Below are 16,444 nucleotides of genomic sequence, written 5' to 3'. Positions count from 1 at the left end.
GGCCGGGCCGGGTCTCCCGCCCGGCCCGGTGGCCCCGGCTCCGGTCTCCGGACGGGGCCACCGGGGCGACGCGGTGGGTCAGGGGGCGGGCGGGGGCGCGGGGGCGCCCGCGGGTGGCGGGATCTTGGCGTAGGCGGCCGGGGCGCTGCCGGATCCGGCCCCGGCGGGCGCCGCCGCGCTCTCGCGCGGCATCAGGGCGTCGCGCGCCGCGCCCGGGTCCCAGCCGGTCTCGACCACCCGCTTCTGCACCCAGATCGCGGCCCCGAGGACCGCGAGGCCGAGCAGCAGGACGACGACGAGGCCGGCCGCGCCACCGGCCTTGCCGGCGTTGCCGATGAGCGCGCCGAACCAGCCGAAGTCGGCGTCGCCGAAGGTGGTGTTCTGGTCGCCGAACGCACCGAGCACCTCGAGCAGCAGGGCGGGGAGGAAGGTGATGAGCAGCCCGTTGAGGAACGCCCCCACGACCGCGCCGCGCCGGCCGCCGGTCGCGTTGCCGTAGACCCCGGCCGCGCCGCCGGTGAAGAAGTGCGGCACCAGGCCGGGCAGCACCAGGGCGAGGCCGAAGGCGGGGTTGAAGACCCAGGTGAGCAGGGCCAGGCCGATCAGTCCGCCGGTGAAGCTGGCGATGAAGCCGATCAGCACCGCGTTCTGCGCGTACGGGAAGACGATGGGCGCGTCCAGCGCGGGCAGGGCGCCGGGGACGACCTTCCGGGCGATGCCCTGGAAGGCGGGGACGAGCTCACCGAGGATCGTCCGGACACCGAAGAGGATCACCGCGACGGCGATGCCGAACTGGAGTCCCTGCATCACGGACTGCATCAGATAGTTCCCGGTGCCGGTGGCCACCCCGCCGGTGCCCGCGGCGAACGCCTTGAAGGCGGTCCGCTGCCCCTCCTTGACGAGATAGAGGACCGCCAGCACCAGGTAGATCAGCAGCATCGACAGGGCGGTGGCCACCATCGAGTCGCGCAGGAAACGCAGCCCCTCGGGGAGCTTCATCTCCTCGGTGGAGCGGCTGCGCTTGCCGACCACCTTTCCGGCCGCCCCCGCCACGATGTAGCCGGCCGTGCCGAAGTGGCCGATGGCGACGGTGTCACTGCCGGTGACGCGCTTGGTCCAGGGGTGGGCGAAGGCGGGCATCGCGACCAGCATGATGCCCAGCAGCACACCGCCGGTGGCCACCACGGCGACGGTGGAGCGGCCGCCGTCCGCCAGCACCACGGTCAGCAGCGTGGCCATGAAGAGCATGTGGTGTCCGGTCAGGAAGACATAGCGCAGCGGGGTGAACCGGGCCAACAGCAGGCTGACCACGAAGCCCAGGATCATCAGCCAGGCGACCCGTGAGCCGAACTGGTCCTGGGCGATGCCGACGATGGCCTCGTTGGTGGGGATGACCCCGTGGGCGCCGGTGACGCCCTGGATCATGGTGCCCAGTGGTGCGAGGGAGTCGGTGACCAGCCCCGCTCCCGCGCCGATCAGCAGAAAACCGAGTGTCGCCTTGATGGCGCCGCCGATGATCTGCCCGGCGCTCTTCTTCATCGCGATGAGTCCGACGGCGGTGATGATGCCGATCAGATACGCGGGTTCGCTCAGAATCTCGTTGACGAGAAACGTGGCGGGGGTGACAAGCCGGCCCATGGTGATTCCTTCGTCCCCGTCGTCAGACGTCGTACGTGTCCCGGAGCACCGCGTCCACCTCGGCGGTGCTGGTGAAGTCCTGGACGACCTTCACCGGCCGTCCCACATCCCCCAGCGTCCTGGCGATCTCACGGGAGGTGAACAGGGCCACGGCCTCGGATGCCTTGCCCTTCGCGGAGATGGTGTCGGTGGCCTCCACGGTGACGAACCGCGACCAGCCCCAGCGGTCCAGCACCTGCTCCAGGGTGTTCTTGAGGAACAGGCTGGTGCCCACGCCGTTGCCGCAGACGGTGAGGATCTTGTGCAGCGAGGCCGCGCGGGGCCCGGCGGCGGACGGCTCGGGCGCGGCGGACGCCCCGGTGGCGGACGCCCCGGTGGCGGCGGGCTGCTCGGTGGTGACGGGCTGCTCGGTCGTCTCGGAGCCGTCCGGCGTCCGCTCCCCGGCGAGGGCGGCGCGCAGCGCCTCCGGGGTGGGCGCGGCGGCGAGGGCGGCCGCGGTGGCGGGATCGCCCAGGAGCCGGGCCAGGCCGGCCATCGCGGAGGTGTGCGCGGCGGAGTCCTGGGCGGCGAGGGCGACGACCAGGGTGACGGGGTCGTTGGACTCGTGGCCGAATGCCACGGGCTCGGCGAGCCGGACCCAGGACATCCCGGTGGCGAGCACCGCCGGGGACGGCCGGGAGTGGGCGAAGGCCAGCCCCGGCGCGATGACGATGTACGGCCCGTTCTCCTCGACGTTGGCGACCATCTCGCGGGTGTACTCATCGGTGGTGACGCCCGTCTCCACCATGAGACGCCCGGCGACGGTTATCGCCTCACGCCAGTCGGCCGCCCGGACGTCGAGCCGGACGGCCTCGGCGGGAAGCAGGTCTTGCAGGTCTTTCATGCGGGTCATCTTGCCTGACATGGCTCTGTCACACAGCCCCCGGGGGGCTCCCGTCGCGTCAGCCAGTGTGCACCGCGTGGGGCGCGTCGCCCCGCGCGGGGTCCGGGGAGTGCCGTGTCCGCCGTCCGGTACGGGAGCCGAGCCGGCCGAGCAGAAAGCCGGCGGGGATGGTGATCAGGCCCGGGTTGCGGAGCGGGAACCAGTGGAAGTCGCGCTCGGGGAAGACCGCGAGGGGGTCGCCGGAGATCGCCGGGGAGAAGGCCATGGCGAGGGCGGTGAGAACCAGCCCCCCGTACAGCGCCCAGCGCAGGCCGCGCACCGTGAAGCCGCGCCACAGGGTGCCGTAGAGCACGACCGGCAGCAGGGCCGAGGCGGCGGCCGCGAAGGTGAAGGAGATCAGGACGTGCCGGTTCCAGTGCTGGGTCGCGATGGCGAGGACAACGGCCACGACGCCCACGGCCACGATCGCCGCACGGGCGGCGGCCAGCTCCCGGTTGGCCGAGAGCCCGCCCTTGAAGACGGCCTTGGCCAGGACGTCATGGGCGAGGGAGGCCGCGGCGGCCAGGGTGAGTCCGGCGACCGCGGCGAGGGTGGTGGCGACGACCGCGCAGGCCACGACGGAGAAGAGCAGGCTGCGGTGGGCCGACTGGGCGGCCGGGTCCAGGGCGAGGGTCAGCAGCAGCAGCGCGTCGCTGCCGGTGGGGTCGGAGGCGCGCAGGGCGCGGGCGCCGACGATCGCGGTGGCTCCGGCACCCGCGATCACGATCAGTCCGAGGATGGTGGTGACCGCGCCCACCGCCCAGGCGGTGGCGGCGCGAGCGGCCCGCACCCCGCGGATCGGATGGAGCCGCATGGTGAGGTGGGGCATGCAGGCCGCGCCGAGGACGAGGGTGAGCTGGACGCTGATGATCTCCAGCCGGCCGCTGAGGGAGTCGCCGTACTGGCCGCCGGACCGCCAGAAGCCGCCGCCGTGGCCGCCGGCGTCGGCCGCGGCGTCGAAGAGGGTGGCCGGGTTCCAGGAGAAGCGCCGCAGCACCAGACAGGCGAGCAGGACGAACGCGGCGAACAGCAGCACCGTCTTGAGGATCTGGATGAAGCCGGTGCCCTTCATCCCGCCGAGGGCGGCGTAGCAGACCATGAGCGAGCCGATGAAGACGGTGCAGCCGGTGACCGCGCCGCTTCCGGGGATGCCGAGCAGCAGCGCCATCATGGCCCCGGCGCCGTTGAGCTGGACCAGCAGCAGCGGCATGGTGACCGCCAGCACCACGACGGCGGTGCCGGTGCGGACGGAGTGTGCCCCCAGCCGCTCGGAGAGGACGTCGCCGAGGGTGAACTGCCCCCGTCCGCACAGCGGTCCGGCCAGGACCAGCATGAACAGCAGGAGGGAGAGCACGGTGGACGAGGCGATGAGCACCCCGTCGAACCCCGCCATGGCGATGGTGCCGGTGGTGCTGAGCACGGTGGCGGCGGAGATGTAGTCGCCCGCGATGGCCAGGCCGTTCTGCATCGGGCTGAGCGTGCCGGTGCCGAGGTAGAACTCGGTGGGGTCGTCATGGCCGGTGGCGGCGAGGATGCAGAGCAGGAACGAGACGGCCGTGAAGCCCGCGAAGAGCACGAACGCGAGCGTTCTGGGGTCGACGGAGCTCACCGCTCCCCCTCCCCCGAGGCGGTGGACCGGCGGTGGGACCCCCGCCACGGTGCGCGCCGCACCGGCGAAGGCGGCGCCGTGGGGCGGGGCGGCGCCGCCGTGGTGCGGCGGCCGGGACGGGCCCCGGCGGGCGGGCCCCAGGGGTGGTCGTGATCGGACATGTCGCGGCTCCTTGCGCGGGTTCCGTCCCCTGTCGCCGGGACGGGACCGCCACGACAGCAGGCCGGCACGGTCGCGCACAGCCCAACCGGCGGACCGTGTGCCGGGCGCACACGGCCGGCCGGGGACCGTTGTGCACGCCCACATCCGCTCAAGGCCGGGCGGGTGCTCCTAGGACGCCAGCAGCCGGTGCGCGGACAGCGCCAGCGACAACTCCATGACCTCGCGCGGATGGTCCAGTGCACGCCCGGTCAGCTGCTCGTAGCGGCGCAGCCGGTTGAGCACCGTATTGCGGTGGCAGAACAGCAGCTCACCGGCGCGGCGCGCCGATCCGCCGGCCTCCAGCCAGGCGTCCAGGGTGGTCAGCAGCAGGTCCCGGTCGGCGGGTTCCAGCGCCAGGACCGGTCCGAGCATCCGGTCGGCGAGCGCGGAGCCGAGGTCCGGGGCGGACACCACCAGCGCCTCCGGATAGCGCTCGTCCAGCAGCGCCGCCTCCCCGGCGGCGGGTCGGGTGCGCAGCGCCGTATCGGCGAGCCGGCGGGCCGTGTTCACCGCGGCGAGACCGGTCACGGCGGGGCTGACCCCGGCCCGTCCGCCGGGCGGCACCACCAGGTCGCGCACCAGCTGCTCGGTGCCGGCGTCGCCGAGCAGCACGATGGCGTGGGCGGTGGCCTCGGCCGTGTGCCAGACCGTACGGAGTCCGCCGCGCACCTTCGCCGGGTGCGGCGCCCGGGGCGCGGCGTCGGCGTCCTTGACGGCCACGACCGCGTAACGCCCCTGTTCGGGCAGGCCCAGGACCTCCTCCGCCTCGGGGAAGTCGCCGACCCGGGCGGTGCCGTCGAGCAGGGCCGCGACGAGGATCCGGTAGCGGTTCTCCCGGTGCCAGGCGAGCTGCCGCTCGACCTCCTGGTACGCCTTGGCGACGAGGGTGCAGTGCTCGTCGACGAAGTTCCACACGTCGGCGGCGACATGGACCAGCGACCGGGCGCCGAGCGGGTCCTCCTTCGAGGCGGTCTCCAGGAGCTGCTCCCACACGACGGTGCAGCCGATGCGGTACGCGTGCAGCAGCGCGTCCAGCGGAAAGCCCTGGGCGGCACGGTCGGTGCCAATCCGCCAGGAGCAGGACCTGGCCGATTCACGGGTCTCCTTGGGGTGCACCAGGGAGCGCACATTGTTGCTGAGCGAGTCGTGGACCTCGCGCCACACCTCGCGCGGATCGAGGGAGGGGGACCGGTAGGCGGGCTCCCGCTCCTTCATCAGCGCGACGATACGGTCCGTCAGCCGTGGTACGTCCGCCAGGAGTACCCGGGCGGTGCGGTGCAGCAGCGCCACGGTCTCGGCGTCGGCCCGCGACCGGACCGGCGGGCGGGCGGCGGGCATCCGGGGCGCCGTGCGGACCCGGTCGGCGGACAGGCGGGGGGCGGGGCGGCCCGGGGCGGGGACAAAAGCGCGGGAGCCGGTGACTGAGTGCATGACATTCCTCCACCTTTGACGGGCACGGCGCGGTCCGACGCCCCGGCGTGAGGCCACGGCCGGGCGCGATACCCAAACCTGCCCCGCTATTGCACCATCGACATACCGATGGGTCGGTGGCTTCCGCGAATTCCGCTGTCCGCCCGGCGCGGGACGGCGCGCGGCCGCGGCCCCGGGTGCGGGGGCGTCATCGGTCCGCTTCCAGCGCGTCGTGGCGGCGCAGCGCCTCCGTGGCCGCCCTGCGGCCGGCCTGGGCGAAGGTGGTCGGGCCGGAGTCGGTCTCGCTCCACCGCGCGTCGCGGAGCCGGACCCGGAAGGCGACCGTGGGCATCCGGCGCGTCCCGAACGCGCACAGCGTCTCGTGGACACCGCGCTCGAAGGCGTCGGCGAGCTCATGCGGAAGGCGGTCCTCGTCCAGCGCCGAGACGAACTCGAAGAGCACCCCGGAGCCGGCGGCCGGCGGTTCGAAGTCGGCGGTGGCCACGGCGTACCCACCGCAGCCGCCCACGGTCGCCATGCGGACGTGGATGTCGCGGAAGGTGCCGCGGGCCGCCACCGGCCGGGCCAGGGGCACGTCGTGCTCGGGCGCCCGGTGGGCGGTGGTGCGCGGCGGGGGCCAGTGGAGGAGGTAGGGGCGAGGACGGACCCGCGCGTGGAAGCAGCGGTCCAGTTCGAGGGCGGCCCGGCGCCCCGCCCAGGCGAAACCCGCCTCGGTGGACTCCCCCTCACGCCAGCGCGCGTCGCGCAGCCGCACCCGCACCGCGTACGCGGGGACGCCACGCCATGACCACTCCGCCAGCTTCGCCAGCACCCCCTCGCCGAAGGCCGCGCCGAACCGGGGCGGCAGTTCGGCGTCCGGTACGTCGTTGACGAAGACGGCGGCGGGGTCCGCGTCGTGCGGCAGGGGTTCGACGTCGGCGGAGGCGAGGGCGTACGGCCGCACTCCGCCCTCGCTCGACACCAGCGCCTGCACATCGCGGAGCGGGCGTTTGAGGCGATGGGGGTAGTCGCGGACACCGGGCATGCGGCCACCGTACCGGGGCCCCGGGGATACGGTGTTCGACGGCGACGACATCTCGGTGGTCGTCCACGCACGCCACCGACCTCACCGAGGGTCAGCCACCGAGCGCTGGAGTCCACCGGACACGACCGCGGCGGCCGCCCCGAGAGGTGGCCGCCGCTCCCCCGTCGCCGTCTTACCAGCCCTTGGTCACGCGGTGCGCCTTCAGGGCCGCGCAGTTCGATCCGTAGGTCCAGGTGGACTGGTTGTCGATGCCCCCGGCCCAGTCCACGCACTTGCCGCGCCCGTCGCCGTACACGGGCCCCGCGTACGAGGTGTACGCGCCGCCGTCCTCGGCCGACTCGTCGGCGCCCTGCACATACAGGTAGGCGAACATCGGAACCGCCTTGCCCGTGGTGTTCCGGACGGTGACCACGCAGTTCTTGCCCTTGGCGGAGTTGTAGGTGAGGAAGACGGTGCCCTTGGAGCCGATGGGCGCCGAGTTCACCACCTTGTACCCGCTGCCGCAGACCCCGTTGTACGCGGCCGTGGCGGCGGCCGACGCCTGCGGCGTGAGGGCCACGGTGCCCGCGACGGCGGTGGCGAGGACCGCGGCGGCCGCCATACGGCGAGAAAGATTCATTTGTCCCCCTTAATGGTTCTTCATGGGTGTAGGCGCTGTTTGCGTCTGCCTAGGGAGACATGCGGGGATCGTGGATGGTTGTACGGGATCGGGCGTCGCCTCAGCGGCCGGGCGACCCGGCCGGGCGCAGCCGCAGCCGCAGCAGCGTGGCCACGGCCAACAGGGCCACACAGCCGGTGAAGATCAGCCCCGCGGACCGCAGTCCGACCGCGACCGACAGCGCCCCCACGCCGATCACCGGAATCGAGAGCGCCAGGTACATCAGGACGAACAGGGCGGAGGTGACCTCGGCGCGCCGGTCGGCCGGGCTGTGCTCGGTCACCACCCGTACGGCCGCGTGGAACGACAGTCCCTGGCCCGTCCCCGCGACCACGGCCCCCAGCACCAGCAGCGCCAGCGACGCGATGGCCAGCGAGGCGGCGATGGTCGCCATACCGGCCACCAGCACCGCGCATCCCCCGGGCAGCGACCGGTCCGGGCCCAGCCGCCGGCCCAGCGCCTGCCCGCCGATCGAGGCGGCGAACACGGAGAACGCCACGGCACCGGCGACCGCGAGATTGCGCTCCCCCTCCACCTCGCTCAGGAACGTCGGCGAGACCGAGGTGAACAGGCCCAGCGTGGCGAAGCCCGCGAACCCCGCCATGGCCGCGGCGGCGAACGTCGAGCGCATCTCCTTGGGCACCCGCATCCGCTGCGGCCGCAGCGGCGGGCGCCCCCGTCTCCGTACGGTCTCCGGGAGGGCGAGCACCCCGGCGGCGGCCACCGCCACCAGCGCCAGGTCCACCACGAACACCAGGCGCAGCGGCGCCGGGGCGTACTGCGCCGGCACGCCCGCCAGCAGCGGGCCGACGCCGAGGCCGCCCAGGTTGGCGGCGGTCGCGACGAAGGTGGCGGCACGGCGCCGGCGCGGCGGCGCCAGCTCGATCACCGTCACGGTGCCGGTGCCGGTGGCCAGGCCCGCGGACAGCCCTGACAGGACGCGGCCGGTGAACAGCTGGGGCAGCCCGCCGGCGAGGAGGAAGCACACCGCGCTCAGGCCCGACAGCACCAGCGCGGCCAGCAGGACGGGCCGGCGCCCGATGAAGTCGGACACATGGCCGAACAGCAGCAGCGCGGCGATGACCCCCACCGCGTAGACGGCGAAGATCACCGTGACCATGAGCGACGAGAAGCCGAACTGCCGCTGGTAGAGGGAGTACAGCGGGGTGGGCAGGGTCGTACCGCACATCGTGACCACGAAGGCGTAGGCGGCCACGAGGAACGGCCATCCCCGGTCCACGTCGTTACGGCGCATGTCCATGCGGCCCGATTCCACCATAAAACGGATGTGCGTCAACCCGGATGACGCGCCGCCACGCCCCCTGGCGGGTTACGTGCGGTGCCGGCGCATCCCGTCGTGGGGCCGTCACCGCATGCGGCAGGATGGCTCCTTGCGCCGGAGCCGTACACATGTGCCCCGGTGCCGCCCGTACAACCCAGGCACGAGCAGGTGACAACAACGTGACCCAACGGAATTCCAGACCGGAGGCCGCACCGACGACGGCGGTCCGCACGGCCGGTTCTGACACGCTTTCCGGCATACCGGGCGGTGGCCGATGAACCGGGCACTCACCGTGCATGACGTCATCGTCGTCGGGGCGGCGCTGGTCTGCGGCGCGGCGGCGGGTGTGCTGCTGCGCCTGGGCTTGCGCTGGCTGGGCGAACGGGCCCGGTCCACCCGGTGGAGCGGCGACGACATCATCGTGGACACGCTGCGCTCACTGGCGCCGTGGGCGGCGATGGCCGCCGGTGTCGCCGCCGCGGCCGCCGCGCTGCCGCTGACCCCCACGGTCGGACACGACGTCGATCAGGTGCTGGTGGCGGTGCTGATCCTGGTCACCACGGTCACGGCGGCGCGGGTGGTGGCCGATCTGGTGCGCTCGCTGGCGCTGTCCCGCTCCGGGGTGGCGGGAACGGCCACCATCTTCGTCAACATCACACGGATCGCCGTGCTGGCGATGGGTGTGCTGATCCTGCTGGAGACGCTGGGCGTCTCGATCGCGCCCCTGCTCACCGCGCTGGGCGTGGGCGGTCTGGCGGTCGCCCTGGCCCTCCAGGACACCCTGGCCAATCTCTTCGCGGGCGTGCACATCCTCGCCTCCAAGACGGTGCAGCCCGGCCACTACATCCGGCTCAGCAGCGGGGAGGAGGGGTACGTGGTCGACATCAACTGGCGCAACACGGCGGTACGACAGCTGTCGGACAACCTCGTCATCATCCCGAACGCCAAGCTCGGCAACACCATCATGACCAACTTTCACCAGCCCGAGCAGCAGATGTCGGTCATGGTGCAGGGCAGGGTCGGCTACGGAAGCGATCTGGACCACGTCGAGCGGGTGACCATCGAGGTGGCCGGGAAGGTGATGTCCGCCGTCGAGGGCGGGGTCGTCGACCACGAGGCGAGCGTGCGCTTCCACACCTTCGGAGAGTCCGGCATCGACTTCTCGGTGTTTCTGCGGGCCCTGGAGTTCAGCGACCAGTACCTCATCAAGCACGAGTTCATGAAGGAGCTGCACCGCCGGTTCCGGGCCGAGGACATCGAGATCCCGCTGCCCACCCGTACGCTCGTCCTGCCGGACCAGGACCGGCCGCCGCTGCCGGGCCGGCCGGTGATCTGACCCGCCTCCCGCCCTCACGCGGCTCGCAGCAGCCTCACACGCCTCAGGGCAGCAGCCGCCGCTCGGTGGCCACCGCCACCGCCCCGGCCCTGGTCTCGACCCCCAATTTCCCGTAGATCCGCCCCAGATGGGTCTTGACCGTGGCCTCGCTGATGAACAGCGCCCGCGCGATGTCCCGGTTGCCCAGGCCACGGGCCAGCTGCCGGAGGATGTCGCGCTCCCGCTCGGACAGTCCGGGCCGCGGGCTGCGCATCCGGGCCAGCACCCGGTCGGCGACCGGGGCCGACAGCGCGGTACGGCCGGAGGCGGCGTTCCGGATCGCCGCGAACAGCTCCTCGGGCCGCTCGGCCTTGAGCAGATAGCCGGTGGCCCCGGCCTCGATGGCACGGGTGATGTCGGCGTCGGTGTCGAACATGGTGAGCACCAGGACGCGGGGCGCGGGCGGCTCGCCGGAGACCAGCCGCCGGGTGGCGGTCACCCCGTCCATGCCCGCCCCGAGCTGGAGATCCATCAGCACCACATCGGGCCGGAGCCGGGCGGCCATGGCGAGGGCCTCCTCGCCGCTGCCCGCCTCGCCGACCACTTCGATGCCCTCGGTGCTGGCCAGCAGCGCACGCAGCCCTGCCCGCACCACGGCGTGGTCGTCGCAGAGCAGCAGCCGTACGGCGGGGGCGGAGGGGACCGCGGGGGTCCGGCTCATGGTGTGGCCTCCAGGGGGCGGTCGGGGACGGGGGCGGGGTGGGGCTCCAGGGGGATGGCGGCCGAGACGACCGTCCCCTCCCCGGGTGCGGATTCCACGGTGAGCGTGCCGCCCAGCTGCCGTACCCGGGCCCGCATGGCCGGCAGCCCGTGTCCACGCGACCGGTCCGTTCCGGGGGCCGGGACGGCGTCGGTGTCGAAACCACGGCCGTCGTCGGCGATGTCCAGACAGATCTGGTCGCCCATGCAGGTCAGGGTGAGCGCGGCCCGGCTCGCCCCGGCGTGCTCCCGCACATTGGCCAGCGCGCCCTGGGCGATGCGCAGCAGCGCCGCCGCCACCCGCTCGGGCAGCGGGCCGGGCGGGCCGTCGAGCCGGAAGTCCACCGCCGGCCCCGTGGCGCTCTCCCGCTCGGCGAGCGCGCCGAGCGCCTGGGCCAGGGAGCGCTCGGCGAGGTCGGCCGGGGCGAGGTCCTGGACGAACCGGCGGGCCTCGGCCAGGCTGCGGGACACGATCTCCGCCGCGTCCCGCATATGGCCCCGGGCCGCCCGCGGGTCCGTCTCCCAGGTGCGGTCGGCGGCCTGCAACAGCATCCGCTGGCTGGACAGGCCCTGGGCGAGGGTGTCATGGATCTCCGAGGACAGCCGCTGGCGCTCGGCCAGGATGCCCGCCCGCCGCTCGGTCGCGGCCAGATCGCGGCGGGTGCGGACCAGGTCGTCGATCAGCACCCGCTGCCGGGCCGACTGGCGCCGCAGGTGGATGAGGACGGCGGCGGCCACGGCGGCGATGGCGGGCGGCGCGATCAGCGCGTTGGGGTCGAAGCCGTCGTGCATGAACCGCAGTTTGGAGGCGACGACCAGCGCGGTGAGCACGGCGGCCAGGGGTACCGCGAACCGGGTGGGCAGGGTGTGCAGACCGGTGAAGAACAGCGGCATGGCGCACCAGGCCGCGCTCGGCGCGAGGACCAGCAGCGCGACCCATGCGGCCAGCACCGCCGCCAGCCAGACCAGGTACCGGCCGGAGGGCCGGCCGCCGGGGCCGGCCGCGGGCGCCGGCCACCGGCCGGGCAGGTAGAGCACGCCGAAGGCCACGAAGAGCGCGATGACCCAGAGGTTCGGCGCGTCGCCGGTGTCCCGGATCAGATAGCGCACCAGCGAGGAGCCCAGCAGCAGGAAGAACGCGATGTGCAGGACCGCCGTCAGCCACCGCTCGTCCGGGTCGTCCGGCCCGTCGGTCCCGGACCGTCCGGACCACGCCGACCACGGCGCCCATCCGGGCCGTCCGACCGCCCCGACCGCTCCGACCGCCCTGACCGCCGACCGCACCCCGATCCCTCCCCTGCTCTCCGGTTCTCTTCAGTCCTAACGGGCCGGACCGGGCGCCGCATCATCCGATCGGTTGATACGCGGATCCCCCGGACCGCGCCAGGACCGGGGCCGGTCCGGGGATCCCCGCCACCGCCACGGCGCAGAGGCTGGTAGCGACATCAGCGATGCGGGAACCCATAGGCCCGCCGCGTCCGCACCCCGAGTACGAAATGAGTCCGCATGCCCGCCAAGAACCTCACCGCCAACCGCTCCGCCCTCGGTCACCGTGTCTCCTACGCGCTGCGCCATCCGCACCGCGTACCGCGCCACCTGGTCCGTGCCACCCGGGACGCCTGGCTGCGTTACCGCTACCCGGACCACGTCTCCTACTACCGCGCGGTGATGCGGTCCGACACCCGCACCAGCCCGGAGGCGGCGGTCGGCAGCCGCACCCATGAGCGGTGGCTGGCGCTGGGCGCGATGCAGTTCGACTATCTCCTCGGCCACGGTCTGCGGCCGGAACACCGGATGCTGGAGATCGGCTGCGGCAATCTGCGCGCGGGCTGGCGGTTCATCAGCCATCTGGAGCCGGGTCACTACTACGGCATCGACATCTCGCCCGAGATCCTCGCGGCCGCGCAGGACACGCTGGTGCGCCAGGGGCTCCAGAACCGCCTCCCCACCCTCACCCCGGTCCGCGACCTGACGCTGCGGTTCCTGCCCGACGCCCACTTCGACGTGGTGCACGCGCACAGCGTCTTCTCGCACTCGCCGCTGCCGGTCATCGAGGAGTGCCTGGCCCATGTCGGGCGCGTCATGGCGCCGGGCGGCTGGTTCGACTTCACCTTCGACCGCACCGAGGGCGTGGAACACCAGGTGCTGCGGGAGGACTTCTACTACCGCACCGAGACGCTCATCGCCCTGGCGGAGAAGCACGGGCTGTCGGCCCGGTTCATGACGGACTGGGAGGAGCTGCCGCACGGTCAGTCCAAGATCCGGGTCACCCACCGGGAGGCCGGACAGACGCCCTGAGCCGTCTGGCGGCCGAGGGCCCGTGTCTCGTCCGGGTAAATCTCCGGTTTCCTCTGCCGACATCCCTTGTCCCCTCCCGTGGATGCACTGTATACACGGTATATGAGTCGAGATGATCGAGGTCCGCACGGCGGTGCCGGGGGCGCCGGCACGCTCACCGATGAGCTGCGCAGGCTGATTGTCAGCGGCGTTTATCCGCCGGGCCACCGTCTTATCCAGGAAGAACTCGCGGACCGTTTCGGTGTGAGCCGCATTCCGCTCCGTGAGGCCATCCGGACCCTCAGCAGCGAGGGGCTGCTGGTCACCAAGCCCGGTCAGGGCACCTTTGTGACCCAGCTGGACCTGGATGAGATCGATGAAATCTACAATCTCCGGCGGCTGATCGAGCCGAGTTTCGCCGAGCATGTCACCGAGCGGGTTTCCCGACGCGACATCAGCAGATTCGAGAAGATGGTCGCGCATATGGACCGCGTCCAGGACGTCGGCGCGGATTCCTGGTCCCGGACGAATCTCGCCTTCCATCTCGACATGTACCGGCTCGCCCGGCTGCCCATGCGGTACGAGATCATCGCGCAGATGTACCACCGGCTGGAGCCGTACTCACGGTTCTATGTGCACGGCACCTCGGCGTACGAGCGGGTGCAGTGCGAGCACTCGGCGATGGTCGGCGCGCTGGCCGACGGTGACGCCGAGGAGCTGGCCCGGCAGATCATGGCGCATATCGACGGCGGTCAGCGGGGGCTGCACGCCGCGTGGGAGAACAGCACCGACACCATCCGGGCGTACTGGGCGGAGTCGGCGCGATGAGCGTGGCCATCAACAGCGATGTGGGCGAGGGGTTCGGGGCGTGGGGCCCGGCCGACGAGGGTCCCCTGCTCGACCAGGTCACGGCCGCCAACGTGGCCTGCGGCTTCCACGCGGGCGACCCCGACATCCTGCGGCGCACCTGTGAGGCGAGCGCGGCGCGCGGTGTGGCGATCGGCGCCCAGGTCTCCTACCGGGATCTGGCGGGCTTCGGCCGGCGCTTCATCGACGTACCACCGGCCACCCTGGTCAATGAACTGCTGTACCAGATGGGCGCGTTGGAGGTGTTCGCCCGGCTGGCCGGGAGCCGGGTCAGCTATGTGAAGGCCCATGGCGCGCTCTACAACACCGCGGCGCACCACGGTGGCCACGCGGCCGCCCTGGTCGAGGCGGTGGCCCGGTACGACCGGAGCCTGCCGCTGCTGTGCCAGCCCCGTACGGAGGTCTGGTCACGAGCCGTCCAGGCGGGGCTGTGCCCGCTGGCCGAAGGGTTCGCGGACCGCGGCTACACGGACGAGGGGCTGCTGGTGGCGCGCTCGCAGCCGGGTGCGCTGATCACCGATCCCGAGGAGGCGGCCCGGCGCGCGGTGCGCATGGCCGAGTCGGGGACGGTGACCTCGGTGACCGGCCGTACGGTGCGGATCGCCCCGGACGGCGGGGCGGTGGCGGCGGTGTGCGTGCACAGCGACACCCCCGGGGCGGTGGCCATCGCCGCGGCGGTGCGCGCGGGGCTGGCCTCCGCCGGTATCGAGGTCGGTGTGCCGTGCGCGCCGTCCGCCGGGAGCCGGGACCTGGCCGAGGCCACGGTGCGCCCATGACGGACATATCGACGGCGGCCGCGTCAACGGCGGCCATGACGGCCCCGGCGACCACGGCAGCCCCGGCGTCCTCGGCCGCCGCGGACCGGGCGGTGCTGCGCCGGGCCGGCGACCGGGGCTGGCTGATCGACTGCCGCGCGCTGCGCCCCGCCCAACTGGCCACCGCGATCCGGGAGCGGCGCTGGGCGCGGGAGCTGCGGGAGGTCGTCCCCGCCGCCAGGACCGTCCTGGTGGTGGCCGAGGACGGGGCCGGGATGGACCGGCTGGCGGCGCGGCTGCGCGCACTGCTGGACGAGGGCGCGGGAGGGCCCGGCCGGGCCGGGTCCGCCGCCGCGCCGCGCACGGTGGTGATTCCCGTCCGCTACGACGGACCGGATCTGGCGGCGGTGGCCGAGCGCGCCGGGGTCTCGCCCGAGGAGGTCGCCCGGCTCCACACCGAGGCCGAACACACGGTGGCGTTCTTCGGTTTCGCACCCGGCTTCGCCTATCTGGACGGCCTGCCCGAGCCGCTGCGGCTGCCCCGGCTGACCAGCCCCCGGGCCCGGGTGCCCGCGGGGGTGGTGGCCATCGCCGGGAACCAGTCGGTGGTCTACCCCGGGGGCACTCCCGGCGGCTGGCACCAGATCGGCACCACCACGACCCGGTTGTGGGACGTGACCGCCGAACCGCCCAACCGGCTCTCGGTCGGCGACCGCGTCGTCTTCCGGGCGGTCGGCTCATGACGGCCGCCGCGATCGAGAGCCCCAGGGCCTCGGCGCGTCACGCCGGTGCGGACGCCCGGCTGACCGTGGCCGACGCGGGCATGGGCACCAGCGTCCAGGATCTGGGCCGGCCGGGGCTGGCGCATCTGGGCGTGCCCGCGGCGGGCCCGGCCGACCGGCGCGGCTTCACCCTCGCCAACCGGCTGGTGGGGAACCCGGAGAACACCCCGGCCCTGGAGACGACGCTCGGCGGACTGGCCGTCACGCTGTCCCGGTCCCGCTATGTGGCGGTCACCGGCGCACCCGCCCCGGTCACGGTGGACGGGGTGCCGGTGAGCGAACCGGCCCTGGTCCATCTGCCCGCCGGGGCCCGGCTGGCGATCGGCCGTCCCTGGGCCGGCTGCCGGACTTATCTGGCCGTCTCCGGCGGCGTCGAGGCGGAGCGGGTGCTCGGCTCGGCCTCGCGTGACTCGCTCACCGGGCTCGGCCCCGAACCGGTCCGCGCCGGGACGGTGCTCGGCGTCGGCCCCGCGCGTCCGGTCCCCGCGGTCCCGCTGGAGCTGGCGTTCAGCCCGGTGCCCGGCGGCGGTTCGATGACCGCCCGGTTCCGGTGGGGGCCGCGGCACGATCTGTTCAGCGCCGCCGACCGGCACCGGCTGACCGCGACCGCCTGGCGGGTCTCCGCGCAGTGCGACCGGGTGGGCGCGCGGCTGACCGGTCCGCCGCTGTCGATCGGCTCGGTCGATCTGGCCAGTGAGGGGACCGTACGCGGCGCCATCCAGGTGCCGCCCTCCGGAGAGCCCATCGTCTTCCTGTCCGACCACCCGGTCACCGGCGGCTATCCCGTCATCGGTGTGCTCACGGACGCCGACTGCGATCTCCTCGGCCAGGCCGTCCCCGGGGACGAGCTGCGGCTGGTGCCCGCGCCGTCCGCCGCGCCGCGCCGGTCCCCCTGAACCATCTGTCCCATCCATCTGTCCCAAC

The 16,444-nt window shown here is 73.4% G+C and carries 16 protein-coding genes; 6 read left to right on the top strand and 10 right to left on the bottom strand.

The annotated features are described in order from the left end of the window. Positions 1-78: 78 nt before the first annotated feature. The 8 genes from N6H00_RS35915 to N6H00_RS35880 form a co-directional block, all read right to left on the bottom strand. Entirely contained in the window at positions 79-1,638 is a 1,560-nt protein-coding gene (locus N6H00_RS35915; RefSeq protein WP_268976040.1) for a PTS ascorbate transporter subunit IIC, read from the bottom strand. Positions 1,639-1,660: 22 nt separating this feature from the next. Beyond that, positions 1,661-2,521 (bottom strand): PTS sugar transporter subunit IIA, encoded by an 861-nt coding sequence (locus N6H00_RS35910; RefSeq protein WP_268976039.1) that lies wholly within the window; start codon positions 2,519-2,521, stop codon positions 1,661-1,663. A 58-nt stretch (positions 2,522-2,579) separates the two neighbouring features. Continuing rightward, positions 2,580-4,169, bottom strand: coding sequence for a sodium/solute symporter (locus tag N6H00_RS35905; protein ID WP_268976038.1), 1,590 nt, complete (start codon positions 4,167-4,169; stop codon positions 2,580-2,582). After that, the gene (locus tag N6H00_RS35900) at positions 4,166-4,330 is read right to left on the bottom strand and encodes a hypothetical protein (RefSeq protein ID WP_268976037.1); all 165 of its coding nucleotides are present in this window, start codon (positions 4,328-4,330) and stop codon (positions 4,166-4,168) included. The genes N6H00_RS35905 and N6H00_RS35900 overlap by 4 nt, the downstream gene beginning before the upstream one ends. Positions 4,331-4,499: 169 nt before the next feature. Next, positions 4,500-5,801, bottom strand: a complete 1,302-nt coding sequence (locus N6H00_RS35895) for a PucR family transcriptional regulator (RefSeq protein ID WP_268976036.1) — start codon at positions 5,799-5,801, stop codon at positions 4,500-4,502. A gap of 187 nt (positions 5,802-5,988) precedes the next feature. Beyond that, complete coding sequence (locus N6H00_RS35890; RefSeq protein ID WP_268976035.1) at positions 5,989-6,825, bottom strand: hypothetical protein; 837 nt, start codon at positions 6,823-6,825, stop codon at positions 5,989-5,991. 172 nt (positions 6,826-6,997) lie between these two features. Beyond that, positions 6,998-7,426 (bottom strand): spore-associated protein A, encoded by a 429-nt coding sequence (locus N6H00_RS35885; protein WP_443073259.1) that lies wholly within the window; start codon positions 7,424-7,426, stop codon positions 6,998-7,000. Positions 7,427-7,544: 118 nt separating this feature from the next. Then, complete coding sequence (locus N6H00_RS35880) at positions 7,545-8,744, bottom strand: MFS transporter (protein ID WP_268976033.1); 1,200 nt, start codon at positions 8,742-8,744, stop codon at positions 7,545-7,547. A 295-nt stretch (positions 8,745-9,039) separates the two neighbouring features. Here N6H00_RS35880 and N6H00_RS35875 point away from each other — a divergent pair, with 295 nt between their 5' ends. Next, positions 9,040-10,101 (top strand): mechanosensitive ion channel family protein, encoded by a 1,062-nt coding sequence (locus N6H00_RS35875; protein ID WP_268976032.1) that lies wholly within the window; start codon positions 9,040-9,042, stop codon positions 10,099-10,101. 43 nt (positions 10,102-10,144) lie between these two features. On the opposite strand, the gene N6H00_RS35870 is transcribed toward N6H00_RS35875, so the two are convergent. Together N6H00_RS35870 and N6H00_RS35865 are read right to left on the bottom strand one after the other, a co-directional pair. Then, positions 10,145-10,801, bottom strand: a complete 657-nt coding sequence (locus tag N6H00_RS35870) for a response regulator (protein ID WP_268976031.1) — start codon at positions 10,799-10,801, stop codon at positions 10,145-10,147. Then, positions 10,798-12,000 (bottom strand): sensor histidine kinase, encoded by a 1,203-nt coding sequence (locus N6H00_RS35865; protein WP_268977246.1) that lies wholly within the window; start codon positions 11,998-12,000, stop codon positions 10,798-10,800. The genes N6H00_RS35870 and N6H00_RS35865 overlap by 4 nt, the downstream gene beginning before the upstream one ends. Before the next feature lie 345 nt (positions 12,001-12,345). Here N6H00_RS35865 and N6H00_RS35860 point away from each other — a divergent pair, with 345 nt between their 5' ends. The 5 genes from N6H00_RS35860 (at position 12,346) to N6H00_RS35840 (ending at position 16,416) form a co-directional block, all read left to right on the top strand. Continuing rightward, a complete protein-coding gene (locus N6H00_RS35860; RefSeq protein WP_268976030.1) occupies positions 12,346-13,137 on the top strand; it encodes a class I SAM-dependent methyltransferase in 792 nt (263 codons plus the stop codon). A 102-nt stretch (positions 13,138-13,239) separates the two neighbouring features. Further along, complete coding sequence (locus N6H00_RS35855) at positions 13,240-13,944, top strand: GntR family transcriptional regulator (RefSeq protein WP_268976029.1); 705 nt, start codon at positions 13,240-13,242, stop codon at positions 13,942-13,944. After that, the gene (locus N6H00_RS35850) at positions 13,941-14,759 is read left to right on the top strand and encodes a LamB/YcsF family protein (protein ID WP_268976028.1); all 819 of its coding nucleotides are present in this window, start codon (positions 13,941-13,943) and stop codon (positions 14,757-14,759) included. The genes N6H00_RS35855 and N6H00_RS35850 overlap by 4 nt, the downstream gene beginning before the upstream one ends. Beyond that, positions 14,756-15,481 carry a 5-oxoprolinase subunit B family protein gene (locus N6H00_RS35845; RefSeq protein ID WP_268976027.1) on the top strand — a complete coding sequence of 242 codons (726 nt, stop codon included), beginning with the start codon at positions 14,756-14,758 and terminating at the stop codon, positions 15,479-15,481. The genes N6H00_RS35850 and N6H00_RS35845 overlap by 4 nt, the downstream gene beginning before the upstream one ends. Next, complete coding sequence (locus N6H00_RS35840; RefSeq protein ID WP_268976026.1) at positions 15,478-16,416, top strand: biotin-dependent carboxyltransferase family protein; 939 nt, start codon at positions 15,478-15,480, stop codon at positions 16,414-16,416. Before N6H00_RS35845 ends, N6H00_RS35840 begins: the two co-directional genes overlap by 4 nt. Positions 16,417-16,444: the final 28 nt, after the last annotated feature.

The organism is Streptomyces sp. S465, from assembly GCF_026898115.1.
Taxonomy (GTDB): Bacteria; Actinomycetota; Actinomycetes; order Streptomycetales; family Streptomycetaceae; genus Streptomyces; species Streptomyces luomodiensis.
This window is presented reverse-complemented; position numbering and strand designations above follow the sequence as displayed.

What these genes read in the sequence shown, in the direction of transcription:
- N6H00_RS35840 (WP_268976026.1), top strand. Translation starts at nt 15,478, where the DNA reads ATGACGGCCGCCGCGATCGAGAGCCCCAGGGCCTCGGCGCGTCACGCC.
- N6H00_RS35885 (WP_443073259.1), bottom strand. Translation starts at nt 7,426, where the DNA reads ATGGCGGCCGCCGCGGTCCTCGCCACCGCCGTCGCGGGCACCGTGGCC.
- N6H00_RS35855 (WP_268976029.1), top strand. Translation starts at nt 13,240, where the DNA reads ATGAGTCGAGATGATCGAGGTCCGCACGGCGGTGCCGGGGGCGCCGGC.
- N6H00_RS35875 (WP_268976032.1), top strand. Translation starts at nt 9,040, where the DNA reads ATGAACCGGGCACTCACCGTGCATGACGTCATCGTCGTCGGGGCGGCG.
- N6H00_RS35915 (WP_268976040.1), bottom strand. Translation starts at nt 1,638, where the DNA reads ATGGGCCGGCTTGTCACCCCCGCCACGTTTCTCGTCAACGAGATTCTG.
- N6H00_RS35860 (WP_268976030.1), top strand. Translation starts at nt 12,346, where the DNA reads ATGCCCGCCAAGAACCTCACCGCCAACCGCTCCGCCCTCGGTCACCGT.
- N6H00_RS35890 (WP_268976035.1), bottom strand. Translation starts at nt 6,825, where the DNA reads ATGCCCGGTGTCCGCGACTACCCCCATCGCCTCAAACGCCCGCTCCGC.
- N6H00_RS35910 (WP_268976039.1), bottom strand. Translation starts at nt 2,521, where the DNA reads ATGAAAGACCTGCAAGACCTGCTTCCCGCCGAGGCCGTCCGGCTCGAC.
- N6H00_RS35895 (WP_268976036.1), bottom strand. Translation starts at nt 5,801, where the DNA reads ATGCACTCAGTCACCGGCTCCCGCGCTTTTGTCCCCGCCCCGGGCCGC.
- N6H00_RS35870 (WP_268976031.1), bottom strand. Translation starts at nt 10,801, where the DNA reads ATGAGCCGGACCCCCGCGGTCCCCTCCGCCCCCGCCGTACGGCTGCTG.
- N6H00_RS35880 (WP_268976033.1), bottom strand. Translation starts at nt 8,744, where the DNA reads ATGGACATGCGCCGTAACGACGTGGACCGGGGATGGCCGTTCCTCGTG.
- N6H00_RS35850 (WP_268976028.1), top strand. Translation starts at nt 13,941, where the DNA reads ATGAGCGTGGCCATCAACAGCGATGTGGGCGAGGGGTTCGGGGCGTGG.
- N6H00_RS35845 (WP_268976027.1), top strand. Translation starts at nt 14,756, where the DNA reads ATGACGGACATATCGACGGCGGCCGCGTCAACGGCGGCCATGACGGCC.
- N6H00_RS35900 (WP_268976037.1), bottom strand. Translation starts at nt 4,330, where the DNA reads ATGTCCGATCACGACCACCCCTGGGGCCCGCCCGCCGGGGCCCGTCCC.